The sequence below is a fragment of the uncultured Thermosynechococcus sp. genome, from assembly GCF_938074695.1.
Lineage (GTDB): Bacteria > Cyanobacteriota > Cyanobacteriia > Thermosynechococcales > Thermosynechococcaceae > Thermosynechococcus.
The window spans coordinates 37536-60866 of record NZ_CALJEM010000038.1; the positions used below are offsets into that span (position 1 = coordinate 37536).

A 23331-nucleotide genomic window follows, 5' to 3' on the forward strand; every position below is an offset into this window, starting at 1 on the left:
ATGAAACATATCGTGGCGCTGGTGCCCGGTGGTATCGGTGATCAAATTCTTTTTTTTCCCACCCTTGACGATCTCAAAGCCCATTTTCCCCAAGCGCGGTTAGATGTAGTCGCTGAACCCCGTGCCGTTGCGGCCTACCAACTCAGCAGCAGTGTCCACCAGGTCATTCCCTTTGACTTCAAAAACCGCAATGCCCTTGCCGACTGGGCAAACTTCATTGGTACACTCCGCGAGGGCGAGTACGACGCCATTCTTTCCTTGGGGCGGAGTAAAGCCGTGCGCTTCTTGCTCTGGCTGACGGGGATTCCCAAGCGGGTTGGCTTTGCTCAATTCAATCCTTTGGGGTTTCTTACCGATGCTGTGCCGCTCAACCTCAATCAGTACGCCGCTGCCACCTACCACGACTTACTCAAAGCCTTTGGCATCACCGCCCCCTGTCCTCTGCCCAAGGTCGTTATTACTGAGGCGGATCAAGAGTGGGCAACGGCAGAGCGGCACCGCTTGGGGATGACTGAGAGGTATCGCCTCTTGCACGGTGGCTCAAGTCAGATGGCACTCACCAAAGGGATTCAGAAAATTTACCCCCCTGCTGCATGGGCTGAGGTCATCCAGACCCTACAACAGCAGGAGCCGCATCTGCCCTGTATCGTGGTCTGTGGGCCTGAGGATCAAGCATGGGTGGAAGCACTATCCCAAGCCCTGCCCAACATTCAGATTAGCCGCCCACCCGATCTGCGCAAGCTAGCTGCCCTCATGCAACAGGCACAACAAATCCTCTGTACCGATAGTGGTCCAATGCACATTGGCGTGGCAGTGGGGACTCCCCTAGTGGCGCTCTTTGGCCCTACAGATCCCGCGAAACTCTTGCCTGCGGATCCGCGTTTTCGTGCCGTCAAGTCCCCCACAGGCAACATGGCCGACATTCCAGTTGCAGCCGTGATTGAGGCGGCGCGCCATGGCTAGACCGGCTGTTTTCCTGGATCGCGACGGCGTGCTAAACCAAGAGGTGGGCTATATTCACCGCCTTGAGGACTTGCAGCTCATCCCCGGTGTGGCTCAAGCAGTACGACGACTCAATGAGGCCGGCTGGTTTTGCTGCTTAGCCTCCAATCAATCGGGTCCGGCGCGGGATTATTACAGCATTGATCATGTCCATGCCCTCCACCAAAGACTCCAGGAATTACTGGCTGCAAGTGCCAGTGCCGTGTTGGATGCGGTTTACTTCTGTCCCGATCTCAGCCGCCCGGAAGGGGGAGTTGTAGCCGACTACGCAGGCTGGACGACATGGCGCAAACCCAATACCGGTATGCTGGTAGCAGCGGCTTGGGATCACGACTTGGATTTAAGACGCAGTGTCATGGTGGGAGATAAGGCCACCGATATTGATCTGGCGCGAAATGCCGGCTGCTATGGCATTTTGGTACAGACGGGCTTCGGCGATCGCGTGCTTGAGGGGAGCTACCAACACACCAGTCAACCCGATTACATTGCAGAGGATTTAGCCGCTGCCGTAGAGTGGATTTGTACTCACCTTGCGCCCCGTTAGGGATGACTTCATCGCCAGACTATACCAAGCCTCCCCTCGCCTTGCTCTTACTTGTGGTGTTGGGCTACGTACTCGTAGGGTGGTATCTGTCTGCCTATCCTTGGATGTGGTCAGCCTATGCCTGTTTTTTTGCAGCTATTCTGACAGTATTTATCGTAGGTGGTACCTCTAGTCTGTTGCGCTCCAAACAGAACAATCCCAAGGGTATTTTCACCACCTTAATCCTGCGGATGGGTACCCCCAGTCTTTTTACCGTCTTGGTGCTGAGTACTGCCGTTACCCTTGCAATTATTGCCTTCCGGATCTTTAGTGTGATTGCCATTCTCATTGGCACCGAGATACTCGTGCGCATTGAAATGAAAGCCGCCGGCTACCAGAATTGGCAAATTGTGCTAGTACTGATTCCAACGGCGACTTTAGGGGTGTTTATTGGCTGGAGTATTGGGCACTACTTACCTTCTTCCCTAGAGGGGGCATCATTGCTCTTGGGGCTAAAGCAATAAACTTTCCAAGGCGCGTAGATTCGTAATGCACAGGCTCTCTTGATTGCGGCGAATAATGCCCTTCCGCTCCAGTTTCCCTAGCACCCGTGTCACCGTTTCCCGCGCCATGCCACTGAGACTGCTTAACTCACGGTGAGGTAAATTGGGAATTTCCAGGCCATCGGCTCCCTGTCGCCCCTGACCATCCGCTAAAAACAGCAGAATATCCGCCACCCGTGACGTACTGTCGGATTCCCGTAACCGTAGCCGCCGATTCAGTTGTCGTAGCCGCCGAGCCATCAACTTAGCAAGGCGGATGCCGGCTTGGGGTTCGGTATTGACCAGATTGACAAAATCCGTGGCGGGCATATTGGCCACCACCGTTGGCGTTAGAGTAATTACATCCGTTGAACGGGGCACTTCCTCCAAGGGTGCCATTTCCCCAAACAGTTCCCCTGGGCCAAGAATATTCAAGGTAACTTCTTTGCCATCAATGTTGTAGGTGCGAATTTTCACCCAGCCGCTGAGGATGAAGTAAACCGATGTTCCCCAGTCGTTTTCCAGCAAGATCACTCGGTTGGCAGGATGTTGCCGCGTCACCACATGGGCGAGTGCCTTTTCCACCACTGCCTGCGGTAAATCGCGAAAAAAGGGCGTATTTTGTAAAGATAGTTCGGGTGCAGGAGAACTACGCCGTTCTTGCATAGAGGTCAAGACCGAGAGCGCGAGAGCAGAGGCTAAGCGAATAGGTGGTCAGGCGTTGCAGGAAAATCAATACCTGTGATCTTACCATTGCTATCCATAATCACAATCAATGTATCGGTAACCTTACACTTAGCAAGCGCTACCTTGACATTTCTCTTATCAATTCTTGACGCAGACTTGACTCTATTGATGACTGTTCCTTCAGTTCCCCAAGCTTTCGGGGAAAACGGCTGCGGAGTGTAAAGTTTATTAAAGACCTTGACTCCTTTGGTTAGCCTTCGTCACAATGAGTTCCATAGGTTAAGACTTAAATTTTATCCTCAGGGCTGATTTGTAATAACTGCGGGTGAGTAGGTTGTGCCAATGCTAGAAACCCTTGAATTTGTGATTTATCCCGATGGCCGCGTCGTTGAAACGGTGACAGGCATTTCTGGGATGTCTTGTGCTGAGGTGACTGCTGCCATTGAAACGCAACTTGGGTGTGTCATTAGCCAACAGCCCACTGCAGAATACTACGCTTCCCAAGAGGAAGAAAACCAATTGGTTGTTCAATCTGTCCCCTCCCAGTGGTAATCGTTGAGGATTGTTGCTCCATGTCGCACTTCAGCCAAATCAAAACCCAAATTCGGAGTTTACCCGCCCTCCAAGCTGCCCTAACGGACTTGGGCTTACCCTGGCGCTCTGGCCGTCAAGAAGTGCGGGGGTTTCGCGGTCAAACCCAAACGGCTCAAGTCGTGATTCCTCAACAAAATGGCTACGACATTGGCTTTCGCTGGAATGGCACGGAGTATGAACTAGTGGCCGATCTTGAGTTTTGGCAACAGGCGTGGTCAGTGGATCGCTTTTTGAATAAAGTCACTCAGCGCTATGCCTACCATGCAGTGCTGCAATCTGCCACGGAACAGGGCTTTCAAGTCCAGACCACAGAGCAGCAGGCGGATGGTAGTGTCAAGGTGGTGCTGCAACGCTGGCGTTCCTAGCCGCTTGAGAGAATGGATAGACCCATGGGTCAGCCCCTTGGTTTAGAGCCAGAGCTTGGCGGTCAACTACGCCAAAGTGCACCTCGCAGTGGCTATGAACCGGAACTGGGGGGAACCCATCGCCAACAGGGTGTCTATGTAGATGAGATTACCTGTATTGGCTGCAAACACTGTGCCCATGTGGCGCGAAATACGTTTTACATCGAGCCGAGTTACGGGCGATCGCGGGTAGTGCGCCAAGATGGCGATCCGATTGAACTCATTCAAGAAGCCATTGATACCTGTCCCGTTGATTGCATCCACTGGGTGGATTACACGGAACTAAAACGGCTTGAAAAAGAACGTCTCGAGCAAGTCGTTCCTCCTGCCGGTTTTCCCATTGATCTAGCGACCACTCGCCGCAAAAAACGAGGGTCACTCCCTAGGACTGAATAGCATCCTCCGGCATGACAATCAGCGTTGTTCCCTGACGACCGATGATAATTACGTGCTGATGCTCTGGAATAGCCAAACGGGGGTCACCACAGCGCGCTTGCCAGGAAATCCCCTCGTAGAGCACTCGTCCAGTTCCGCCGGCGGGAATTTTCGTGAGTGTTTCTGCCTCGGCGGTTTCCTTAAGAACTGGCGGGACTCGTTTTGGTTGGTACCGCCGCAAGAGGAAGACCACGGCTACCGATAACACTATCCAAAGGACAATTTGCACTGAAAAGCTGGGAATCAGAGGGGAGAGAAAAGCCACGATCAGGGCACTGAGTCCAACCGTAGCTTCCATAAAAGCTGTGGGCAGGACAAGCTCCATTACAAAAAGAATGGCAGCAACAATTAACCAAATCCAAAAGGGAGACAGTGGCATTGCTCTGATCACTGAAGACGGCTACTTCAACGATAGCTTAAACTCCCTTTCTACGGTGAGTGGATTTAACTGTTTTGAATGTGTTTAATGCCTGTGAAAAAAGTGGGACTGGAACTTATAAAGCTACCCTGCGTCAGGGGAGCTAGACTCCTCTAGTTCTGTATGATGATGAATTCAATGAGGCAAACAACAATGACGGATCTATTCATCTCCCTGCTGGTGGGACTCCTCACCCTTGGCCTGTTGACTAGTTGGCTATGGCGACCAACAACAACCCCTGTTTCTCGTGCCGAACAGGCCAATACACCCGATTTTGTTGCCGATGCACCTCCCCCGGATGATGAGGGTACGCCACCCCGTCGGGGATAGGCTAGGATTTTCCTAGGGACTTCTAGAAACAATGCTTTAGTGATTGAGCAGCTTTGGTTAGCAGGGCAACTATTTCAAGCGGGTTTCTTTGCCTTTGGTCGTGGCCTTTTCTTTATTGCCCGCTATCACCTTTGGGGTTACCTGCTGCTACCGGCCTTTTTGAGTCTGGTGCTGGGGATTGCACTCATCATTGCTGCTTTCTGGGCTGTTCAAGTCGTCGGTAGTGATTGGTCTGTCGGTGGGGAATGGCAGTGGCTCTACCAAGGGTTCATTGATGTGTTGGCAACCCTGATGGCCATCTTTTTGGCCTTGATTAGCTACCAAACGCTGATTCCCCTTGTGGTGATTCCTTTTCTGGGGGCGTTGCTCAGTCGGGTTGAAAAAATTACGATGGGACAAACCATTGAAGTGGGGTGGCGGCGAGATCTCTTGAACGCTATGATGGGCGGATGGCTTGCACTGCGGGATGCCATTTTGCAAGTGATCTTCCTACTGCTCTCGTTTCTTGCAGGTCCCTTGCAACCTGTTGTTATGGCGATCGCCAGTAGCTATTTCTTGGGGCGAGGAAGTTTTGATTACCTCCTTGAAAAACACAGCACCTCTTTGCGGGAGCGCAAACTCTTAACCCGTGCCTATAGACCCCAAATCTATGGCCTTGGTTTGGCGCAGTTTTTGGGGCTGTTGATCCCCTTGGTGGGGTTAGTGTTGGTACCGCCGGTGGGGGTGGTGGCCGCGGCTTTGCTGATTCAAGATTATCCACCGCAAGACCAGTTGATGGCAGTCAATGCGGTTTCTCGGCGTTGATTTGGCGTGGAAGGGAGGAGCGTCAGGGTACTGCTGTTTGCAGTGGCAGGGGCAAAATTTAGGGGTGGTCGCCCTTGATCGCTCCCGTGATACGGATGAACTCCTAGCGTGGATTGATCGCGATGCACCCTCTGCGCAAGGGGCAATGGTGGCGGTGGATGCACCCCTGATCATTCCCAATCCAAAGGGAATGCGTACCTGCGATCGCCAGTCCCATCAAGTCCTTGGCCGTTATCACGCCGGCTGTTATCCGGCAAATCAGCAATCCCCCTTTGCAGGCTACACCACGGGTTTTAGTGAAGCCCTAAGTCAACGGGGGTTTCGCCATGCCCCTACCCTCACGCCCCAAGAACTAGGGCGCTTTCAAATTGAAGTCTTTCCCCATGGGACGGCGATCGCCCTCTTCCGGTTGGATCAAATCATTAAATACAAAAAAGGCCGCCTTGCAGAGCGAGCCAAAGGGTTAGCGCGGCTGAGGGAGTTGATGGCTACCCGTCTTCCCCACTGTGAGCCACCCTTAGCCCTGCAACTCCCCACCGAACTCCCCGCCACCGGGCGAGATCTCAAAGCCCTAGAGGATCAACTGGATGCTGTGCTCTGTGCCTATACGGCAGCCTATTGGTGGTACTGGGGGCGCGATCGCCACTGGGTGTTGGGGAGTGAGTCTTTTTCCTTAGAGCCAGCCCCCACCGCTGCCTACTTGAAAACTGGCTATATTGTTGTTCCGCGTGCCTAGCTTTCGCGATTGCGGTAGCGTTGCAGCTCCGTGCGCAGGGCCGCAATTTCGGCACGCAAATCATCAATCAGGGCTTGCCAATCCACCCGCTGCTCGCCGCGAGGAACCACCATTTCTGACTCTTGACGAGCGCGTGCTTGCACCTCTTCCATGAATTGACGAAGCCGTTGCTGCTGTTCGGCATCAAATCGCCCCAGCTGACTTAGGAATTCCACAAAGAGATGTTGCGCCTGATCACGCAGGAGCGTTGCTGTCGCTCGACCAAGGAAAAAGGCATCCAGCGGCGATTGACTCATAGGAGTGTTATTCCTCATAAGTAGTGTTTTTCAATCCTTGAGTGTAACAAAGTTTTACAGGGAACAGACCTTGCTCTCTTCCTATTCTCCACTTCTCCACCTTGGTTTCCTATAGAGGAGATAAGAAATTCTTTCATCTTTTCCCTAGACAGGTGATCCATTGCAAAGTATAGAATTATCCCAATCCAAAAATTTTCTGTCATAGCTATAAGCTATGGAGATGAACTACTGGAGCCATTTCCTAAGCCAAAAGTGCTAGGCTGCCTTGCCTGTCATCCAGAGGCTAAAACTGGCACATTTGCTAGGACTTGAGATGCCATTCAGGAGGACTAATGACGACGACTACCCCCAAACTAAATCACCCCCCTCATCCCCTGCGATTTACAGTGCAAGACTATCATCGCTTAAGAGAATTAGGGTTTCTGGGCGAAGATGACCATATTGAGCTAATTCGAGGGGAGCTTATTCAAATGGCAGCCAAGGCAACCGCCCATGAAGCCTGTGTCAGACGATTACTTCGTCAACTTCCCCTGCTCCTCCAGAATCGGGCAACTCTACAGTGTCAAGCCCCGCTTTCTCTAGCTTTTGATGGTGAGCCAGAACCAGATTTTGCCATTGTGCAGAATCGTCCGGATGACTATGCGACTCAACATCCGACACCTGCGGACGTATTACTGATTATTGAAGTAGCCGACTCGTCTCTTGACTACGATCGCGAAGTGAAACTGCCGCTTTATGCCGAGGCAAAAATTAGTCACTACTGGCTGTTTAACCTCCGTGATTCTTATTTAGAATCCTATAGTGAGCCTGATCAAATCACGCTAGGTAAATTTGGTTATTTGAACAGAAAAATCATTCCCAAAACTGGCACCGTTGCCCTGCCACCGTTTCCGGAACAGACACTTGAGCTTTCCTCAATTTTTCCAGATGTTTAACACGCCTAAAGGAGTTGGTATTATTTAGCAAAATTAAGGAACTAACTGAAATCTGCATTGAGAAGATCAAGCAGAATAGGCGGTGCTATCCCCTCTAATCCCCAAGAAATCAGATCGGCAAGGTTTTGTCGGATTAAACAGCATTCTGTAGGTGCTGAGAAGACTTGCTCCGCTCTGAGTCAATGCTTGCTCAATAGGATGTGGGAGCATGTGCCCTCTGTCTTGTCCCTCTCTTGTCTTGAATATTGACCAGATTTTGAAATAACTTCTAGAGTGCTTAAAAGAGGCAGAAATGCAAACAAACTTGATCAACCGAGTGCACTTTAAGTACTGGCGCGGCGATCTTTTTGGTGGGCTAACTGCCGCCATTGTTGCCTTGCCAATGGCTTTGGCCTTTGGGGTCACTTCTGGTGCGGGTGCAACGGCGGGACTGTACTGCGTGGTCTTTCTGGGCTTTTTTGCCGCCCTTTTTGGGGGCACACCAACGCTCATTTCCAATCCCACAGGGCCAATGACGGTTGTGATGACGGCAGTGATCACCCGCCTCACCGGTGAATATCCCGAGCAGGGGCTATACATGGCCTTTACAGTGGTGATGCTGGCGGGCTGTTTTCAGATCCTGTTTGGCCTGTGGCGGTTGGGCAAGTACATCACCCTCATGCCCTACACCGTAATTTCCGGCTTCATGTCGGGAATTGGCCTGATCATGATCTTGTTGCAAATTGGCCCGCTGTTGGGTCACAGCAGTAAGGGGGGTGTGCTGGGGGCAGTGCAAAACTTGCCGGAGTGGATTCAAACAGTGAACTTTGCTGCCCTTGCCTTGGGGCTATTCACGCTCGGTCTAATCTACTTCACTCCCCAGAAAATTCGGCGGATTGTACCGCCACAACTCCTAGCCTTGGTTTTGGGCACGATTCTATCAATGGTGTTTTTTGCGGATGCCGGTTTGACCCGCATTGGCACGATTCCCACGGGACTGCCAGAGTTTGTGCCCCCCACCTTTACGCTGCCTGCTCTAAAAACAATGATTGTGGATGGGGCAATGTTGGGAATGCTCGGCTGTATTGATTCCCTCTTGACTTCGGTCATTGCCGATAGTATTACCCGCACTCAACACGATTCGGATAAGGAACTAATTGGTCAAGGGATTGGGAACTTACTATCGGGTCTCTTTGGCGGGTTACCCGGTGCGGGGGCAACGATGGGTACGGTGGTGAATATCCAAGCGGGGGGGCGTACCTGCTTATCCGGCATGATCCATGCGGTTATTCTCCTGATGGTGGTGCTGTGGGCTGCCCCTTTGACGGAACCAATTCCCACGGCAGTGCTGGCGGGGATTCTCATCAAGGTGGGGATAGACATCATTGACTGGAATTTTCTCAAACGTGCCCATGTGCTCTCTTTGCGAGCTGCCTTCATCATGTATGGGGTAATGCTGCTCACCGTGTTTGTAGATCTCATTGTGGCGGTGGGGGTCGGCGTCTTTATTGCCAATATGCTGACCATCAAACGCTTGGCAGATCTGCAATCGGAGGATGTCAAGGCCATTACGCACGCTGACGATCAAACGCCGCTCACTCCAGAGGAAAAAGACCTCTTTCGGCAGGCCAAGGGGCAACTCTTGCTGCTGCACCTCGGTGGTCCTATGAGCTTTGGCGCCGCTTGGGCAATTTCTCAACGGCAGGCCATCATGTCAGACTACAAGGTGCTGATCCTCGATGTGAGCAGTGTGCCCCTGCTGGGAGTAACAGCGACGTTGGCTATTGAGTCCTTGATCCAAGAAGCCCAAAAGCACCATTTAGCCGTTTTTCTTGTGAATGGCTCAGCAAATAGGGTGCAACAGCGACTCCAACGCTTCCGTATTTTGGATCGGTTGCCCGCCGATCACGTGGTGAGCGATCGCCGGCAAGCCCTTGAAAAAGCCATCCAGTTTCTCCACCAAGGGGCGGAGTTACAAGAAGCAACAACGGGCAGCTACGAATAACGGGAGACGGCAGGGTTGCCCTGCACATACCACCGCCAAGGGATTTCTTGCCCTTGGGAAATACCAATGCGTGTGGTTTGTACCACCGGCTCTGTCAGGGGGTGGGGCGGCTTTTCCAGCCAGAGACCGCTTTCTTCCCCTAACATTAAGCCGGAAAGCTGGCGATCAATCCCCAGGACTTGGCAGAGTTTCCCTGGGCCAGCGGCACTGCGGGGCGGCAAGGGCGGGCTGAGCATCTCTAGGGCACGAATGAGAACGGCACTGGCAAAATTGGGGCGATCGCTGGCAATATTCAAGCAGTGGTAAATGCCATAGATTTGATAGACATAAATCGTGCCCGGTGCTGCAAACATGGGGGCATTGCGAGGCGTTTGGCGACGGTAGCCATGGCAGGCGGGGTCACCGGCCATGTAGGCTTCAGTTTCCACAATGCGGCCTCGGTAGAGTTGACCATTGGGCTGTTGCCGTACAAGAAGACACCCCAATAATTCTTGAGCCACCACCGGGGCAGGGCGCGCTAGCCATTCAAGGGGCAGACAGTTCTCTTGCTCAATGCCAATGTCCTTCAAGCAGCAATCCCTCCATCAAAGCATGACGCAGGGGGGCATTCAGGCCAGAGACGGCGTAGAGCATGGCTTCCCGATAAAGACGCTGAACGGTGTGACTGAGCACTAGGGCACTGCCGCCAGTGGCAATTAGGGCAGCTTGAGACGTTTGAATAGCCAGGCGAATGGCTGCGGCGCGCAGTTGTGCATGGTAGGGGGGATTGAGGTTCTCTAGTTCCCCTTGAATCTGGTCGTAGAGACGGTGCCAGCGATCGCGAAAGTGGTGATAGAGGTTTTTGGCGTCGGCACGCTCGGCTAGGAGTTGTAAACTAGCCTGGGCACAACCCATGGGGGCGGCACTGCTCCGCAACAATTGCTGGCGATCGCGAAGGGCTATCCAATCTGCCTCACTGATGCCCACCACCTCTTCCAGAGGGACTAACCAGTTGACCACTTCTGCTTGCACCGTTTGGGTGGAGGGTACGGCTGCCAAGGGCAAGGGTAAAGAGAGGTGTAAAATTCCCCCACCGGCCTGCTGAGCATTGAGGAAGGGCATGAGGGCAAAGAGAATGCGCTGATCCGGTAGGGGAGCGACGGCGACAAACATTGCCATGTGCTGAAAGCCACTGAGCCAAGGTAACCTCCCCTGCAGGCGATAGCCCTTACCGGTGGGTTGAGCTTGCAAATCCACTGGGTTATGGCGTAAATGGGAAAAGCTAACCCCAATCAACACCTGCCCCTTCACCAAGTCCGCCAAGTAGGTTTGAGCAACGTTCCCTTCGGGATGCTCAAGAATGATTCCTAGGGCGGACTGATGTTGTGCTACTAAAAAGGCAAGGGCTCCAGAGGTTTGCGCCAGTTGCATATTCAAATGCCACAGGGTACGGCGATCGCACCCCAATCCCCCCTGTGCCTTAGGGACACCTAGGCGAAAAATGCCCAAGTTGCCTAAAGTTTGCAGACTCTCGGATAAAAGGGTCTTTTGCCGATCAATGCGGTTGGCAACGGGGCTAACACAGTTGTTGAGGTAAGTCTGAATCTCTGTCAGAATGGACTGCGCTGCTGAATCCGCAAAGGCCACGGCATTCATAATCTACGGTCAGGAATAGGCCAAATGGGCACGGGGATTGTAGGATTCAATGGCTTGAAGCTGCCGATACAGCTCCCGCTCTGCCTCGCTCAGTTGGGGGGGCAGCGTAATCACAATTTCCACCAGTTGATCTCCGCGATCGCCATCGGGACGAGGATAGCCTTTGCCCGCCAGTCTCAAGCGTTGACCTGTGCGTACCCCTGGGGGCACCGTCATTTTTACCCAGCCATCGAGGGTAGGGGCTTCAATTTGCCCGCCGAGGGCCGCCTCACTGGGGGTCACGGGGAGTTCACAGACAATGTCGTAATCCTCGAGGCGAAAGAGGGGATGGGGCGTCACCTGAATTTTGAGGTAGAGATCGCCGCCGCCTGTGCCTTGACCGCGTAGCCGAATGCGCTGACCCGTAACCATTCCCGGCGGTAGGGTGACCTCTAAAGAGCGTCCATCCCCCAGGCGAATTCGCTCCCGTCCCCCTGCGTAGGCCTTTTCGAGGGGGATTTCGAGGGTGGCTTCCGCATCGCGACGACTCACAGCGGTATAGGCGGTTTTGACGGTGCCGGGGCGAAAGTAGTCTGTCTCTATCGTAGGCGGGCGACGGGGGGGATCCGCTGAAACCGTAGAAGTGCGGGAGGATCGCCGACCCAAGAGTTGATCCAAAAACTCTTGAAAGTTATCCTCGCTGAGATCGGGTTCATCCCGAAGACTGGTGCCATTGCGGCGAGCCACGGTGGTACGCTGCGAAGAGCGACTGCGAAAACCGGGTTGTGACCAATATTCACCGTAGCGATCGTACTGCTCACGGCGAGCGGGATCACTCAGCACTTGGTAGGCTTCACTAATATCTTTGAACTTCTCTTCGGCAGCGCGATCGCCCGGATTCATATCGGGATGATACCGCCGCGCCAGCCGCCGATAGGCGCGTTTAATCTCCTCCGTGCTGGCACTGCGATCCACGCCCAAAAGCTGGTAGTAATCTCGAAAATTACGCATTGACAGTCCTATCTAAACTCCCATTTGCGGCAAACAATGCAAAGAAGCTCTACCAGTCGTCGTCATCCCAATCCTCCCATGCGGCTGAATCACTGCGCTGGGAGTAGCTGCGGGAACGCCGTGTGCGGGGGGGCTGATCCCACTCATCTTCATAATCGTCGCGCCGCCGCTCTCGACCCCGCACTGTATTCAGACCTTTATTTACCGCTTCTCTGAGGTTGGGGAGCTTAAAGAGATCCTCATTGTCGTCTGCTTCCTCTTCCCTTAGGCGCAGTTGACGGACAAAGTCGTAGAGCCGCTCTTCAAGGGCAGCGTAGGTGAGGTCAATCTGGCGATCGTCCTCATTGCGAATGGCCTCCTGCAATTGCCGCACCAAGGCCTCAATGCCACGACGTTGATCGGCGGCAAATTGATAGCCAAATTCCTGGGCTGCTTCCCGCAGTTGGCGTTCGGCGCGGTTAATTAAATCTTGCGCTCGGTTGCGCTTTTCAATGCGTGCCCGCCGCTGGCGATCGCCCGCGGCATTGGATTCGGCATCCAAAAGCATCTGCTGAATTTCCTCTTCGCTCAGGGTTGATGCCCCCTGAATCACCACACTTTGCTCCCGACCACTAAAGCGATCCAAAGCCACCACTTGGAGCAGACCGTTGGCATCCAAATCAAAGGACACTTGAATTTGCGGTACCCCGCGCGGCGCCGGGGGAATTCCCGTGAGCTTAAAGCGTCCCAAGGACTTGTTGTGCTCTGCCAGTTCCCGCTCCCCTTGAACCACGTGGATTTCCACTTGGCTTTGGTTGTTTTCTGAGGTTGAGAAAATATCGGAGCGACGCACGGGAATAGTGGTATTGCGAGGAATCAACACCTTGGTGACACCGCCAACGGTTTCCACCCCTAAGGAGAGGGGAGTTACATCCAGCAGCAGAATGTCCTTCATCTCCCCTGCCAGAATACCCGCTTGAATTGCTGCCCCAATTGCCACCACCTCATCGGGGTTGACGTTTTGGTTGGGTTCACGGCCAATCATCTGCCGCACTAGATTCTGCACCATAGGCATCCGCGTCGCTCCCCCCACAAGCACTACGGCATCAATTTGACTAGGGGTTAAATGGGCGTCCATCAGTGCCTGTTCGACCGGGTAGCGCAGCCGTTGCAGCAGGTCTTGGCTGAGGTCTTCAAATTGGCGGCGGCTAAGGGTGGTTTCAATGTGTTTTGGCCCATCCGCTGTGGCGGTAACAAAGGGCAGATCAATGTGGGTTTCCAGTAGGCCAGACAGTTCAATTTTGGCTTTTTCGGCAGCATCGGTGAGCCGTTGCAGCGACTGGCGATCGCGCCGCAGATCAATTCCTTCTTTAGCCAAGAAGTCCTCTGCCAGCCAATCCACAATTAACTTATCGAAGTCATTGCCCCCCAATTGGGTATCGCCACTGGTGGCCTTCACTTCAAATACGCCATCGCCCACCTCAAGAATCGAGACATCAAAGGTGCCACCCCCCAAGTCAAAGACAAGAATTGTCTGCTCCTTCTGGCGATCGAGACCATAGGCCAGAGCCGCCGCCGTCGGTTCGTTAATAATGCGGCGCACATTTAGACCTGCAATCCGCCCAGCATCACGTGTCGCTTGCCGCTGGGAGTCATTAAAGTAGGCGGGTACAGTAATCACCGCATCGGTGATGGGTTCTCCAAGATAGCGGCTGGCATCCTCCACCAGCTTGCGCAAGACCATGGCGGAAATTTCCTCAGGGGCAAATTCCCGTTGTAGCCGTGGACACTTAATGCGCACTTTCCCTGACTCATCGCGGCGGATGGTATAGGGTACCCGCTTGGACTCAGCCGTAAGTTCACTATATTCGCGGCCAATAAAGCGCTTCACCGCATAGAAGGTGTTTTGAGGGTTAAGCACCGCCTGCCGCCGTGCCAACTGACCCACTAAGCGCTCACCATCTTTGCCAAAGGCCACCACAGAGGGGGTGGTGCGGGAGCCTTCTGCATTGGCAATCACAACGGGCTTTCCCCCTTCCAACACAGCAATGACGGAATTGGTTGTCCCCAGATCAATGCCAACAATTTTGCCCATGCCGTTTGAACGACTCCGCACTGGTTAGAATGAATGAATAGCGTTATAGTAACGGATTATTTACCCTTTGTTACGCTTATTCGATTGTACGAGATCTGCCCCAGACTGTCAGAGTCACTCTTTTCTCTGTGCTGCGCGATCGCGACAACGATATGCACAACCTCAGTGCTCACACCTCACAATTCCCGCTGCTCATAGGTGAATTCTAGCGGTAAGATGACAGGCAAGAGGTTGCAGCACAGCTTATAACTGTTGCTACGCCCAATTCCGAGAAGGAGACTGTTCTATGTTACACCGCAAGCTTTATCAACTCTATACCGACGGCCAAGAAGTCTGGATTTACTTGCGGGATCAACAACGCCTGATTGACCGGGCACGCATTGTCGATATCGAAGGAAACGTTGTAACCATCCGCTACGAAACGGAGGAAGACGACGAAGTGTGTGCTTGGGAGGAGATTGTCAACATCGAAAGTATTGGCTCGATTTCGCGGCGGCTGGCGGCAGTTCCCCGCGGCAGTGCAGAACTCCCCATTGCCGATGAGTGCCCAGAGGCAGAGCAATTGCCGAAGCATTCTTCGGAAACCGAACACGAGCGTTAGTAGTTACTCATGCGCTCAGCCCCCATTGTGGAGGAAATAGCTGCGATTGATGCCCACTACATGGGGCGCTGCCTTGAGTTAGCTGCCCGCGCTAAGGGCTGCACAGCTCCCAATCCCCTCGTGGGTTGTGTGATTGTGGCTGAGGGGCGGGTCATTGGGGAGGGTTTTCATCCCAAAGCGGGGGAACCCCATGCAGAAGTCTTTGCTCTGCGCAGTGTTAGCGAGAGCGATCGCCCTCTCCTCAGTCAAGCCACCCTCTACGTCAATCTTGAACCCTGCAACCACTATGGCCGCACGCCCCCCTGTACCGAAGCAATTATTGCGGCGGGCATCCCTAGGGTGGTGGTGGGCATGATTGATCCCAATCCCCAAGTGGCGGGGGCGGGGGTAGAACGCCTGCGCTCAGCGGGCATAGAAGTTACCGTGGGCGTACGGGAAGCGGAATGTCAGCGCCTGAACGAGGCCTTTGTGCATCGGGTGCGCTACCAGCGTCCCTTTGGCATTCTCAAATACGCCATGACCTTGGATGGCAAAATTGCCTCTAGTGCCGGTCACAGTCTCTGGGTGAGCGGCGAAGCAGCACGAGCGATGGTGCATCAACTGCGCGCCGAATGTGATGCCGTCATTGTGGGGGGCAATACTGTGCGTCGGGATAATCCTCTGTTGACCTCGCGCCATGAGCGTAATCCACTGCGGGTGGTGATGAGTCGCACGCTGAATCTGCCGCCGAATGCCTCTTTGTGGCAAACAACGACGGCGCCGACACTGGTGGTCACTTCCGCTTCGCTCCACCATCCTTTAATTCCCCAACTACAGGCACAGGGGGTGGAGGTACTGCAGTTGGAGCCGTTAACACCGACAACGGTGATGACCCAGCTCTATCAATGGGGAATGCTCACTGTGCTCTGGGAGTGTGGCGGTTCCTTGGCAGCAGCAGCGATCGCTGAAGGAATGGTGCAAAAAGTATGGGCGTTTATTGCGCCAAAGATTATTGGTGGTTGCCATGCCCCCACCCCAGTCGCCGATCTAGGCTTAGCGCAAATGAATGAGGCTCTATGCCTAGAGAACGTGAGTTGGCAAACCGTCGGCGAGGATGTTCTCGTGGTGGGCTATCTCCCGTCTAGGCCTCCGGTGCCGTCACTTCAATGATGGTGCAGCCCGTTTCTGGGGGGGGCATATCCGCTTGCTCATAGAGCAAATCAATCCACAGCGACTCCGGATAGGGCTTGCGACTAGAAACATAAAAGAGCCAATGCTGGCTAACATTGAGAGACTCTCGCCGCAGTTTGGCCATTGCGGGGGTGGTAATGAGTCGGAGAGCGGCATCGGCATTGCGCCACTGCTCAATAATTCCAGCCGCAACCCGCAGGGTTTCCCCCTCGCTATTTTCTAATTCCAAAATGCCGTCAATGTGAATACTCTCCCACCAGTGCTGTGGATCACTGAGATCCAATCCTTGGCCATCCATGTAGCTAATGAGGTTGGGGAGATATTCACGGATAAATTTTTGGACAACCTCAAAAGGGGGAAAAGGACGCAAGACTTTGAGGTGGCTTGCTGTTTGTTGAAACCACAGCTTGTGGTAAGTCATGGGGACAAAGCTCCATCAGAATGGCGATCGCCAAAGATCGTTACAAACTCGTTTATTCTACCAAGCAAGCTTGCGCTGATCGTCTCTGAGAGGGAGGATTGGTGTGTGACACTTTGACGCAATTTGGCACATTTACTGTGGGACAATTTAAGTCCGGTGAGCGCTGGCGGAAGGCATGTAAACTAGCCAACATTATTAAAAAAAACTATAAACACTGATTTGAAAACTTTACTTTACTTATTTATTTATTGGAAACAACGATTTTTCTTCCATTGAGGACAATTAAGCCCAAATTGTGATGAATTCGGGTTTTTTGATTATTAACTAGCGGGTAGAAAATTCAGAGTTTTGTCTTGTAGCAAATAATCTACTCCCCAGAGATAGCGGGGCTGCAAAGGTGAAGTGTCTTGTCATTTGGCTGTGGATTCGGTAAAGTCACCTAGAAGTTTCGTCGTGGTGCCAAAACACCCTTTGCATAAACCACAGATTGGGACAGTTTTAGGCATAAACGCGGCGAGTGGCCTCTAGCTACCTTGGACAATTACCCATGGTGTGTGTTCTCGGTTCACCGCTTTGTCGAATCACTGTCAATTTCGTGTGCGAGGAGGATTACCTTGAGCAACGATAGTCGTATCCCCAACGCCTCTCAAGATGCACCCCTTGCATCTGCTCTCCTGCTTGGTCGTTCGCTGCGCTCCCTTTGTTCCTGTCTGCCTCTCCTGAGCACTTTTGCTCTAATTCAGCCGACACAAGCCCTTGACTTGACCACTCTTGCGAGCGGTCGTGAAGCTGGTTCAAAAAACATTCCCACGAATGCCCTAACACTGCCCTCCCTATTCGGCAGTGAAACCCCAGACCCAGTTGCTGAGCTGGAAAATCTTCTATCCAGTAACAAAACTAACTTACTCTTGGATGTGACCCAAGGGGCATGGCAGCGCACAAGCCGGGCGGAGGTGAGTTTTGCACCATTGACCCTAGACGTCCCGGCACCGACTCTCTCTGCCTTTGCTTCCTTTGAGCGTCTCAGCCAGCCTTCTGAACCCGCCTTCAAAGTGGTGGATCGTCGCGCTCGTACCGATAGCTTGGCAGATCTTGTGACTCGAGCTACTCCCTCTGTCGTTGCCTCCTTAGCCATTCATCCCCCCTTAGCTACGGGCGGGTCTTTGGAGCAAACCACAGGGGTAGTGGGAACCGAGTTAGCTGAAGGTGACACAACTCAACGCTCCCAGCGGGTGGCTTTTGTTAATTCCCAAGTGGTGTCCCCCTCTGGATCAACTGCAACCGTAACGCCGCTTTCTTTTGGTCGTGTCTCTGAGCAGCAGCGTCGCACCACCCCTGCCCCCGTTTCAGCCCAACAAGTTCCTGCCCGCTCTGCGCTGCCTCAGCCAGTGGTGGTCAGTCACCTGCAAACAACAACGGTAACTGCACCAACGCCTCCTGTCGTTCAGCCCATTACTCCGCCTGTACCTGTTCAGGTGGCACGTTCAATTGTGGCTCCACCCTTACCCAGTAATCTCGACCTGCCCCCCCTCCCTAACTCCGATCGCTTCCTCCCTAGCCTGACGACGAACTTTATCTGGCCGGCTCGTGGGGTTTTGACCTCTGGCTTTGGCCCCCGTTGGGGACGGATGCACCGAGGGATTGATATTGCTGCGCCCGTAGGCACTCCCATTTATGCTGCCGCTGCTGGGGTTGTCACCTACTCCCAATGGAACGACGGCGGCTATGGCAATCTTGTGGAAATTCGTCATGCCGATGGGGCGCTCACCCTTTATGCTCACAACCAGCGCAATTTGGTGCGGGTAGGGCAGTACGTTGAGCAGGGTCAGCAGATTGCCGAAATGGGAAGTACTGGCCGCAGCACAGGTCCCCACGTCCACTTTGAAGTGCATCTTCCAGGGCGGGGTGCAGTGAACCCAATGCTCTTCTTGCAACGTGCCCAAGGCTAATCGTTGACAGTCTATTTTGTGGGTGCGGGGCTAGGTTCCACCCGCTATCTTACCCTCGAAGCATGGATATGCCTCCAGCAGGCAGAGGTCGTTCTCTACGACGCTCTGATCTCCCCTAGTCTGCTGGAACTCACACCCTGTGAATGCTTGCGGGTGGCGGTGGGAAAACGTGCACGGGCTGAGGCCTTATCCCAAGCAGAAATTAACCAGCTTTTAGTGAGCTATGGCCGGCAGTATCGGCGGGTGGTGCGCCTCAAAAGTGGCGATCCAGGGCTGTTTGGCCGCTTGCATCAGGAACTGGAGGCTGTGCTGAAAGCAGGCCTTGAGGCGGTGGTGATTCCGGGGGTGTCCTCGGCGCTGGCAGCGCCTTTACTCGCGGGTCTGTGCGTCACGGCAAAGGATGTGAGTCAGTCGGTGGCGATTCTGTCGGGTCATGCGCCAGAAACCCTGCCTTGGTCTGCGATCGCTCAAATGGAGACGCTGATTTTTTTGATGGCCACCCGTTCCCTGCGCTCTATTGTCGAGCAATTGCTAAAGCAGGGGCGATCGCCCACTGAAGGATTGGCGATTCTGCAATGGGCAGGGCAACCGCAGCAACAGTTTTGGTTGGGCACGCTAGAGCGTTATTTAAGTACGCCCCACTTTCCAGACATGGCACCCGCTGTCGTGGTGATTGGTGCGATCGCCCAAAAGCGCTACCCTGTGGCTAGTCTAGATCTGGCCTTCCCTGAATTTTTGAGGACTTTCCCACCATCCATGTCTCGGCTCCACGGCAAAACCATTCTCGTCACCCGCGCGGCTGGTCAAGCCAATGAGTTTACCCAACAACTCACTGCTGCCGGTGCACGGGTTTTAGAGATGCCCACACTGGAAATTGTGCCTCCCAGTTCTTGGCAACCCCTTGATCAGGCCTTGGCGCAACTGGATGCCTTTGACTGGCTAGTGCTCACCTCCCACAATGCTGTCACCTTTTTTATGGAGCGATTGCAACACCACGGCAAGGACAGTCGCGCCCTTGCCGGCCTCAAAATTGCTGTTGTGGGTGCAAAAACCGCCCAAACCCTCAGTCGTTATGGCCTAGTGGCTGACTTTACCCCCAGTGAATTTGTTGCCGATGCCCTGGTGGCGGAATTTCCAGAACCCGTTGCGGGTTTACGTTTTCTTTTCCCCCGTGTGGAGACGGGAGGTCGCCCCCTCCTCGTGGAGAGGTTCACAGCCGCTGGCGCTGCGGTGGTTGAGGTGCCCGCCTACGATTCCCGCTGTCCCCAAGCGGCTGATCCTGAAGTATTAGCAGCGCTGCAAGCCGGCCAAGTGGATATGGTGACGTTTACCAGTTCCAAGACAGTGCAACATTTTTGCCAATTGGTCGGTGCCAAGGCAGCCGAGCTGCTGCGCAACGTTCAGATTGTCAGTATTGGGCCGCAAACATCGCAAACTTGCTGCCAACTCTTGGGACGGGTGGACGTTGAAGCTACAGAATATACGCTTGAGGGACTTGTTCAAGCCTTATTACAGATCACTTAGGGCTTTGGGTACACCAAATCCATTAGTCTGAAAAAAGGACTGTTTTAAGGCAACTGTGGAGTCATGACGCACGCAACCGATGTGGTGACCCTTGGCCGTTGGATGGCGGCGGATTTTAGTAACCAAGCCCAAGCCTTTGAGAATCCCCCCTTTTACGCCCATATTCGAGTGTGTATGCGCCCCCTCCCCACCGGTCTTTTGGAGGGTATTGCCCTGTATGTGGAACAGGCCTATGACTATCTTCTGGGGGTTCCTTACCGCACACGGGTTTTAGAACTGGTGCCCGCCACCGATCACATTGTGATTAAAAATTACGTCGTCAAGGATGAACAACGCTTCTTTGGGGCGGCTCGCGATCGCCGGCGGCTTCAAGCCATGACGGCTGATGATCTTGAACCCCTTTGCGGCTGTAACATGCTCACTTACTGGACGGGTCACAGCTTTCGGGGTGAAGTAGAGCCGGGTAAAGCCTGCAAAGTGGTGCGCAAAGGACGAGAAACCTATCTCGATAGCACCTTTGAAATTGATGGCGATCGCTTCATTAGCCACGATCGCGGGCGGGATCCAGAGACCGATGAACAGGTTTGGGGATCTGTGGCTGGCCCCTTTTACTTTGTCCGCTGGCAGAGCTTTGCCGATGAAATTATTGCCTAAGCCGTTTGCCAATCGGGCAGGGGCTTTCCTTGGTAATAGAGGCGAAAGAGTCCCCAACTGCCGAGGGCGATCGCCACTAAGCTAACCACTTGGGCAACTCGCAGAGATCCTAACATGAGACTATCCATGCGCAGCCCCTCAATCCAAAAGCGACCTACACTGTAGGCGATGGCATAGACCATGAGGAGCGTTCCCGGCTTTTGATAGCGGGGGTGCCGAAAAAGCCACAGCAGGAGAACAAAAACGCCCAGGTTCCAGAGGGACTCATAGAGAAACGTGGGGTGGTAGTAGGCTTCGTTGATCAGGGCTGGGGGACGCTGCGACACGGGAATGTAGAGCTTCCACGGTAGATCGGTGGGGGCGCCAAAGGCTTCAGAGTTAAAGAAATTCCCCCAGCGACCAATGGCCTGTCCCAGAATTAAGGAAGGGGCAACAACATCCGCCACCTGCCAAAAGGAAAGCCGCTGCACATAGGTGAAGATGGCCATGGCAAGCAGACCGCCTAGGATGGCCCCGTGAATAGCAATACCTCCTTTCCAAATTTGAACCACTTGATCTAGGTGTTTTTGGTAAAAGTCCCAGTGAAAGGCAACGTAATAGAGCCGAGCGGCGGGAATTGCCGCCACCACTAACCAAATTGCAAGATCTGCAATCAGATCGGGATCGATCTGCCGCTGGCGTGCCAGGCGTTGACTCAGCCAAATGCCAACAAAGACAGCAAGGGCAATCAGTAGCCCATACCAGCGCAGGGTGATAAACCCCAGCTCAAGGGTGGCTCCAGGGGATTGGAAGGTGGCAATCATGCCTAAAACAGCTTCTAAACGGCACGCGCTGTTTGAACGACCGTGGCAAAGGCGTCAGCATCCAGCACGGCAAGTTGAGCCAGCATTTTGCGATTCAGTTGAATCTCGGCTTTCTTCAGGGCACCCATCAGTTGACTGTAGCTCATGCCGTGTTGACGGGCAGCCGCGTTAATCCGTGCAATCCAGAGCCGCCGAAAGTCCCGTTTGCGCCGCCGCCGATCGCGATAGGCATTGCACAGGGCTTTCATGACTACTTGATTGGCGGTGCGGAAGAGCTTGGAGTGCCCCGCTCGATAGCCTTTGGCCAGCTTGAGAATTTTTTTGCGCCGTTTACGGGCAACGTTACCCCGTTTAACCCTTGCCATCGTTCACCTTCACTTTATGAGCAACTGCAACTCTACCAAATCTACAAAATTAGCACCCTATGCGTAGGGCAGCATAAGGGAGACTCGCTTAAAATCCCGTGGATCGACAAGAGCTTTGTGAGACAAGCGATTCTTGCGATCGCTGGACTTGTGTTCGAGGAGGTGATTTTTGTTGGCCTTACGGCGGACAAACTTACCGCTGCCCGTCGTCCGAAAACGTTTGGCAGCAGCACGACGTGTTTTTAGCTTTGGCATAGCTTTGCCCTGTTTTAGACACAGCTTACTAGTGTACTATTTTGAAGAGAGTCTTGACAAGCGGCATGGAACTAGAGTTCATTCCCGTTGAAGAGTTTTATTTTGCCCTAACTTTGGCCATGCGCACCTTGGAAGATTTGGGAGATGCGGCATTGGTAGAGCAGGTGCGATCGCGCTTGGCAGAGCGATTTGGTCAAGCCTCCACCGTTGCTGCCGCCAAGCAAAACACCTTTAATTATGTCTTTCGGGTCAAGGGAGTGGACAATAGCCCCGCACCCCAGCTCATACTTTCAATTGCCGATTGGCAGGGAAAAATCCGTCTTAGCAGTGACTATGGCTGGACATTGGATGCCCAGCGCAAAACAGTCCGCACCGCAAAATTTAGCGATCGCCCCCAATTTTGCCAACAGGTGAGAGCCTACTTAGCCCAGTGGCTGGAACTGCCGGAATTTCTTGAGGCCTAAATGTTTGATCTAGGGACAGCCCTTGATAGAGCCATTAAAACTTGGTCAGTGGTGCATACGCCCTTTTTGTCCCCAGATCGCTTGGTGCAGGCACTAAGCACCCTTGAGCAGCGGGTAGACGTCCATGCTCTAGCCTGGGGGGGCTACCCTCAAGCAGAACGCAGTCGGCTGGCGATCGCTCCCCGTGAACTCAATCTTGAGGAGCAGCGGCCTCCCCTTGCCTTGGTGCGAATCACAGGCAACTTTCTTTTTGATCCCGCCACCTACACCGATTTTGAGCAGGCGATCGCCACCGCTGGCCTCGATGAAGGCGACTATGGGGATGTCATTCTCCTGGGGGAGCGAGGAGCACAGGTAATTCTCATCCCCGAGAAAGTCCCTACTTTACAACAAGGGCTAAAGCAAGTGCGAAGTGTACCCGTCACCGCTGAATCCTGCCCCTGGTCAGAGCTGGCCGTTGCTCCACTTCAAGTAAAATCCCTCAGTACGGTAGAAGCCTCACTGCGCTTGGATGCCGTTGCCTCTGCTGGCTTTGGTGTCTCCCGCAGTAAAATGAGCGAGTGGATTAGCCAGGGACTGGTGCGGGTCAATTGGCAAATTGTGCAGCAACCGCGTCATCTTCTTAAAGTGAATGATCTTATTGCCATTCGTGGCAAGGGGCGATTGCGGATTCAAGACATTCAAATCACAAAAAAAGAACGCTACCGTATCCAGATGGAGCGCATTCGTTAAAGCC

28 protein-coding genes and 1 pseudogene are annotated in these 23331 nt (G+C 53.6%); 18 read left to right on the plus strand and 11 right to left on the minus strand.

Translation table 11 applies throughout. From position 1 onward, the window contains the following. From Q0683_RS06305 to Q0683_RS06315, 3 genes are read left to right on the plus strand one after another with little or no spacing between them, the layout of a single operon-like run. Complete coding sequence (locus Q0683_RS06305) at nucleotides 1–963, plus strand: glycosyltransferase family 9 protein (protein WP_298615789.1); 963 nt, start codon at nucleotides 1–3, stop codon at nucleotides 961–963. Next, entirely contained in the window at nucleotides 956–1546 is a 591-nt protein-coding gene (locus Q0683_RS06310) for an HAD family hydrolase (RefSeq protein WP_298615787.1), read from the plus strand. Before Q0683_RS06305 ends, Q0683_RS06310 begins: the two co-directional genes overlap by 8 nt. A 2-nt stretch (nucleotides 1547–1548) precedes the next feature. Continuing rightward, nucleotides 1549–2049 (plus strand): hypothetical protein, encoded by a 501-nt coding sequence (locus Q0683_RS06315; RefSeq protein ID WP_298615785.1) that lies wholly within the window; start codon nucleotides 1549–1551, stop codon nucleotides 2047–2049. On the opposite strand, the gene Q0683_RS06320 is transcribed toward Q0683_RS06315, so the two are convergent. Then, nucleotides 2038–2733 carry a Crp/Fnr family transcriptional regulator gene (locus Q0683_RS06320; protein WP_149818430.1) on the minus strand — a complete coding sequence of 232 codons (696 nt, stop codon included), beginning with the start codon at nucleotides 2731–2733 and terminating at the stop codon, nucleotides 2038–2040. The two genes, Q0683_RS06315 and Q0683_RS06320, sit on opposite strands and share 12 nt — an antisense overlap. 363 nt (nucleotides 2734–3096) lie before the next feature. Between Q0683_RS06320 and Q0683_RS06325 the strand changes: the two genes are divergently transcribed. Genes Q0683_RS06325 through Q0683_RS06335 form a run of 3 tightly spaced genes read left to right on the plus strand, consistent with a single transcriptional unit; the run spans nucleotide 3097 to nucleotide 4148 of the window. After that, entirely contained in the window at nucleotides 3097–3306 is a 210-nt protein-coding gene (locus tag Q0683_RS06325; RefSeq protein ID WP_298615783.1) for a DUF2997 domain-containing protein, read from the plus strand. 20 nt (nucleotides 3307–3326) lie between these two features. Beyond that, nucleotides 3327–3713, plus strand: coding sequence for a DUF1257 domain-containing protein (locus Q0683_RS06330; RefSeq protein ID WP_298615780.1), 387 nt, complete (start codon nucleotides 3327–3329; stop codon nucleotides 3711–3713). Between the two features lie 24 nt (nucleotides 3714–3737). After that, entirely contained in the window at nucleotides 3738–4148 is a 411-nt protein-coding gene (locus Q0683_RS06335) for a ferredoxin (protein ID WP_298615779.1), read from the plus strand. On the opposite strand, the gene Q0683_RS06340 is transcribed toward Q0683_RS06335, so the two are convergent. Next, nucleotides 4135–4566, minus strand: a complete 432-nt coding sequence (locus tag Q0683_RS06340; protein WP_298615776.1) for an NfeD family protein — start codon at nucleotides 4564–4566, stop codon at nucleotides 4135–4137. The two genes, Q0683_RS06335 and Q0683_RS06340, sit on opposite strands and share 14 nt — an antisense overlap. Before the next feature lie 192 nt (nucleotides 4567–4758). Between Q0683_RS06340 and Q0683_RS06345 the strand changes: the two genes are divergently transcribed. From Q0683_RS06345 to Q0683_RS06355, 3 genes are read left to right on the plus strand one after another with little or no spacing between them, the layout of a single operon-like run. Further along, nucleotides 4759–4935 carry a hypothetical protein gene (locus Q0683_RS06345; protein WP_298615774.1) on the plus strand — a complete coding sequence of 59 codons (177 nt, stop codon included), beginning with the start codon at nucleotides 4759–4761 and terminating at the stop codon, nucleotides 4933–4935. 39 nt (nucleotides 4936–4974) lie between these two features. Then, nucleotides 4975–5739, plus strand: coding sequence for an EI24 domain-containing protein (locus tag Q0683_RS06350; protein ID WP_298976851.1), 765 nt, complete (start codon nucleotides 4975–4977; stop codon nucleotides 5737–5739). Further along, nucleotides 5720–6475: a DUF429 domain-containing protein gene (locus Q0683_RS06355; RefSeq protein WP_298976853.1), complete on the plus strand. Its 756-nt coding sequence runs from the start codon at nucleotides 5720–5722 to the stop codon at nucleotides 6473–6475. The genes Q0683_RS06350 and Q0683_RS06355 overlap by 20 nt, the downstream gene beginning before the upstream one ends. Here the strand turns inward: Q0683_RS06355 and Q0683_RS06360 are convergent. Next, the gene (locus tag Q0683_RS06360) at nucleotides 6472–6771 is read right to left on the minus strand and encodes a DUF6825 family protein (protein ID WP_298615768.1); all 300 of its coding nucleotides are present in this window, start codon (nucleotides 6769–6771) and stop codon (nucleotides 6472–6474) included. The genes Q0683_RS06355 and Q0683_RS06360 overlap by 4 nt on opposite strands. A 332-nt stretch (nucleotides 6772–7103) precedes the next feature. Here Q0683_RS06360 and Q0683_RS06365 point away from each other — a divergent pair, with 332 nt between their 5' ends. Next, nucleotides 7104–7706, plus strand: coding sequence for a Uma2 family endonuclease (locus Q0683_RS06365; RefSeq protein ID WP_298976857.1), 603 nt, complete (start codon nucleotides 7104–7106; stop codon nucleotides 7704–7706). Between the two features lie 292 nt (nucleotides 7707–7998). Next, a complete protein-coding gene (locus Q0683_RS06370) occupies nucleotides 7999–9690 on the plus strand; it encodes a SulP family inorganic anion transporter (protein WP_298615763.1) in 1692 nt (563 codons plus the stop codon). Here Q0683_RS06370 and Q0683_RS06375 read toward each other — a convergent pair. Genes Q0683_RS06375 through dnaK form a run of 4 tightly spaced genes read right to left on the minus strand, consistent with a single transcriptional unit; the run spans nucleotide 9681 to nucleotide 14389 of the window. After that, nucleotides 9681–10250 carry a DNA-3-methyladenine glycosylase gene (locus Q0683_RS06375; protein ID WP_298615851.1) on the minus strand — a complete coding sequence of 190 codons (570 nt, stop codon included), beginning with the start codon at nucleotides 10248–10250 and terminating at the stop codon, nucleotides 9681–9683. The two genes, Q0683_RS06370 and Q0683_RS06375, sit on opposite strands and share 10 nt — an antisense overlap. Further along, a complete protein-coding gene (locus Q0683_RS06380; RefSeq protein ID WP_298976860.1) occupies nucleotides 10240–11325 on the minus strand; it encodes an acyl-CoA dehydrogenase family protein in 1086 nt (361 codons plus the stop codon). The genes Q0683_RS06375 and Q0683_RS06380 overlap by 11 nt, the downstream gene beginning before the upstream one ends. Before the next feature lie 9 nt (nucleotides 11326–11334). Further along, on the minus strand, nucleotides 11335–12315 hold the full coding sequence (locus tag Q0683_RS06385) for a J domain-containing protein (protein WP_298615759.1): 981 nt from the start codon (nucleotides 12313–12315) through the stop codon (nucleotides 11335–11337). A gap of 49 nt (nucleotides 12316–12364) precedes the next feature. Beyond that, nucleotides 12365–14389 carry a molecular chaperone DnaK gene (gene dnaK / locus Q0683_RS06390; RefSeq protein ID WP_298615757.1) on the minus strand — a complete coding sequence of 675 codons (2025 nt, stop codon included), beginning with the start codon at nucleotides 14387–14389 and terminating at the stop codon, nucleotides 12365–12367. 286 nt (nucleotides 14390–14675) lie between these two features. On the opposite strand from dnaK, the gene Q0683_RS06395 reads away from it, so the two are divergent. Together Q0683_RS06395 and ribD are read left to right on the plus strand one after the other, a co-directional pair. Then, nucleotides 14676–14990, plus strand: a complete 315-nt coding sequence (locus Q0683_RS06395; RefSeq protein WP_298615754.1) for a DUF6679 family protein — start codon at nucleotides 14676–14678, stop codon at nucleotides 14988–14990. Between the two features lie 9 nt (nucleotides 14991–14999). Beyond that, nucleotides 15000–16139, plus strand: a complete 1140-nt coding sequence (gene ribD, locus Q0683_RS06400) for a bifunctional diaminohydroxyphosphoribosylaminopyrimidine deaminase/5-amino-6-(5-phosphoribosylamino)uracil reductase RibD (RefSeq protein ID WP_298615752.1) — start codon at nucleotides 15000–15002, stop codon at nucleotides 16137–16139. Here ribD and Q0683_RS06405 read toward each other — a convergent pair. Then, entirely contained in the window at nucleotides 16111–16581 is a 471-nt protein-coding gene (locus Q0683_RS06405) for a hypothetical protein (RefSeq protein ID WP_298615750.1), read from the minus strand. The genes ribD and Q0683_RS06405 overlap by 29 nt on opposite strands. A 1571-nt stretch (nucleotides 16582–18152) precedes the next feature. Between Q0683_RS06405 and Q0683_RS11040 the strand changes: the two are divergent. The 3 genes and pseudogenes from Q0683_RS11040 to Q0683_RS06420 form a co-directional block, all read left to right on the plus strand. Then, nucleotides 18153–18530: pseudogene (locus Q0683_RS11040) on the plus strand (M23 family metallopeptidase); the annotation flags it as partial. 3 nt (nucleotides 18531–18533) lie between these two features. Then, nucleotides 18534–20054: a uroporphyrinogen-III C-methyltransferase gene (cobA, locus tag Q0683_RS06415; RefSeq protein ID WP_298615746.1), complete on the plus strand. Its 1521-nt coding sequence runs from the start codon at nucleotides 18534–18536 to the stop codon at nucleotides 20052–20054. 63 nt (nucleotides 20055–20117) lie between these two features. Further along, on the plus strand, nucleotides 20118–20708 hold the full coding sequence (locus Q0683_RS06420; RefSeq protein ID WP_298615744.1) for a chromophore lyase CpcT/CpeT: 591 nt from the start codon (nucleotides 20118–20120) through the stop codon (nucleotides 20706–20708). Here Q0683_RS06420 and lgt read toward each other — a convergent pair. Genes lgt through rpmI form a run of 3 tightly spaced genes read right to left on the minus strand, consistent with a single transcriptional unit; the run spans nucleotide 20705 to nucleotide 22131 of the window. Next, entirely contained in the window at nucleotides 20705–21511 is an 807-nt protein-coding gene (gene lgt, locus Q0683_RS06425) for a prolipoprotein diacylglyceryl transferase (protein ID WP_298615742.1), read from the minus strand. The genes Q0683_RS06420 and lgt overlap by 4 nt on opposite strands. Nucleotides 21512–21525: 14 nt before the next feature. Further along, entirely contained in the window at nucleotides 21526–21876 is a 351-nt protein-coding gene (gene rplT, locus Q0683_RS06430) for a 50S ribosomal protein L20 (protein ID WP_298615740.1), read from the minus strand. 57 nt (nucleotides 21877–21933) lie between these two features. Further along, entirely contained in the window at nucleotides 21934–22131 is a 198-nt protein-coding gene (rpmI, locus tag Q0683_RS06435) for a 50S ribosomal protein L35 (protein WP_298615738.1), read from the minus strand. 65 nt (nucleotides 22132–22196) lie between these two features. Here rpmI and Q0683_RS06440 point away from each other — a divergent pair, with 65 nt between their 5' ends. Further along, a complete protein-coding gene (locus tag Q0683_RS06440) occupies nucleotides 22197–22595 on the plus strand; it encodes a hypothetical protein (RefSeq protein WP_298615736.1) in 399 nt (132 codons plus the stop codon). Next, on the plus strand, nucleotides 22596–23327 hold the full coding sequence (locus tag Q0683_RS06445; RefSeq protein ID WP_298615734.1) for a photosystem II S4 domain protein: 732 nt from the start codon (nucleotides 22596–22598) through the stop codon (nucleotides 23325–23327). The last annotated feature ends 4 nt before the right edge of the window (nucleotides 23328–23331 follow it).

Coding starts and splice junctions, on each gene's coding strand:
- Q0683_RS06405 (WP_298615750.1), bottom strand. CDS start 16,581: ATGACTTACCACAAGCTGTGGTTTCAACAAACAGCAAGCCACCTCAAA.
- Q0683_RS06345 (WP_298615774.1), top strand. CDS start 4,759: ATGACGGATCTATTCATCTCCCTGCTGGTGGGACTCCTCACCCTTGGC.
- Q0683_RS06310 (WP_298615787.1), top strand. CDS start 956: ATGGCTAGACCGGCTGTTTTCCTGGATCGCGACGGCGTGCTAAACCAA.
- Q0683_RS06445 (WP_298615734.1), top strand. CDS start 22,596: ATGTTTGATCTAGGGACAGCCCTTGATAGAGCCATTAAAACTTGGTCA.
- Q0683_RS06335 (WP_298615779.1), top strand. CDS start 3,738: ATGGGTCAGCCCCTTGGTTTAGAGCCAGAGCTTGGCGGTCAACTACGC.
- rplT (WP_298615740.1), bottom strand. CDS start 21,876: ATGGCAAGGGTTAAACGGGGTAACGTTGCCCGTAAACGGCGCAAAAAA.
- lgt (WP_298615742.1), bottom strand. CDS start 21,511: ATGATTGCCACCTTCCAATCCCCTGGAGCCACCCTTGAGCTGGGGTTT.
- Q0683_RS06330 (WP_298615780.1), top strand. CDS start 3,327: ATGTCGCACTTCAGCCAAATCAAAACCCAAATTCGGAGTTTACCCGCC.
- Q0683_RS06340 (WP_298615776.1), bottom strand. CDS start 4,566: ATGCCACTGTCTCCCTTTTGGATTTGGTTAATTGTTGCTGCCATTCTT.
- Q0683_RS06360 (WP_298615768.1), bottom strand. CDS start 6,771: ATGAGTCAATCGCCGCTGGATGCCTTTTTCCTTGGTCGAGCGACAGCA.
- Q0683_RS06420 (WP_298615744.1), top strand. CDS start 20,118: ATGACGCACGCAACCGATGTGGTGACCCTTGGCCGTTGGATGGCGGCG.
- dnaK (WP_298615757.1), bottom strand. CDS start 14,389: ATGGGCAAAATTGTTGGCATTGATCTGGGGACAACCAATTCCGTCATT.
- Q0683_RS06320 (WP_149818430.1), bottom strand. CDS start 2,733: ATGCAAGAACGGCGTAGTTCTCCTGCACCCGAACTATCTTTACAAAAT.
- Q0683_RS06315 (WP_298615785.1), top strand. CDS start 1,549: ATGACTTCATCGCCAGACTATACCAAGCCTCCCCTCGCCTTGCTCTTA.
- Q0683_RS06380 (WP_298976860.1), bottom strand. CDS start 11,325: ATGAATGCCGTGGCCTTTGCGGATTCAGCAGCGCAGTCCATTCTGACA.
- Q0683_RS06370 (WP_298615763.1), top strand. CDS start 7,999: ATGCAAACAAACTTGATCAACCGAGTGCACTTTAAGTACTGGCGCGGC.
- Q0683_RS06385 (WP_298615759.1), bottom strand. CDS start 12,315: ATGCGTAATTTTCGAGATTACTACCAGCTTTTGGGCGTGGATCGCAGT.
- Q0683_RS06305 (WP_298615789.1), top strand. CDS start 1: ATGAAACATATCGTGGCGCTGGTGCCCGGTGGTATCGGTGATCAAATT.
- ribD (WP_298615752.1), top strand. CDS start 15,000: ATGCGCTCAGCCCCCATTGTGGAGGAAATAGCTGCGATTGATGCCCAC.
- Q0683_RS06325 (WP_298615783.1), top strand. CDS start 3,097: ATGCTAGAAACCCTTGAATTTGTGATTTATCCCGATGGCCGCGTCGTT.
- Q0683_RS06365 (WP_298976857.1), top strand. CDS start 7,104: ATGACGACGACTACCCCCAAACTAAATCACCCCCCTCATCCCCTGCGA.
- Q0683_RS06355 (WP_298976853.1), top strand. CDS start 5,720: ATGCGGTTTCTCGGCGTTGATTTGGCGTGGAAGGGAGGAGCGTCAGGG.
- Q0683_RS06395 (WP_298615754.1), top strand. CDS start 14,676: ATGTTACACCGCAAGCTTTATCAACTCTATACCGACGGCCAAGAAGTC.
- Q0683_RS06440 (WP_298615736.1), top strand. CDS start 22,197: ATGGAACTAGAGTTCATTCCCGTTGAAGAGTTTTATTTTGCCCTAACT.
- rpmI (WP_298615738.1), bottom strand. CDS start 22,131: ATGCCAAAGCTAAAAACACGTCGTGCTGCTGCCAAACGTTTTCGGACG.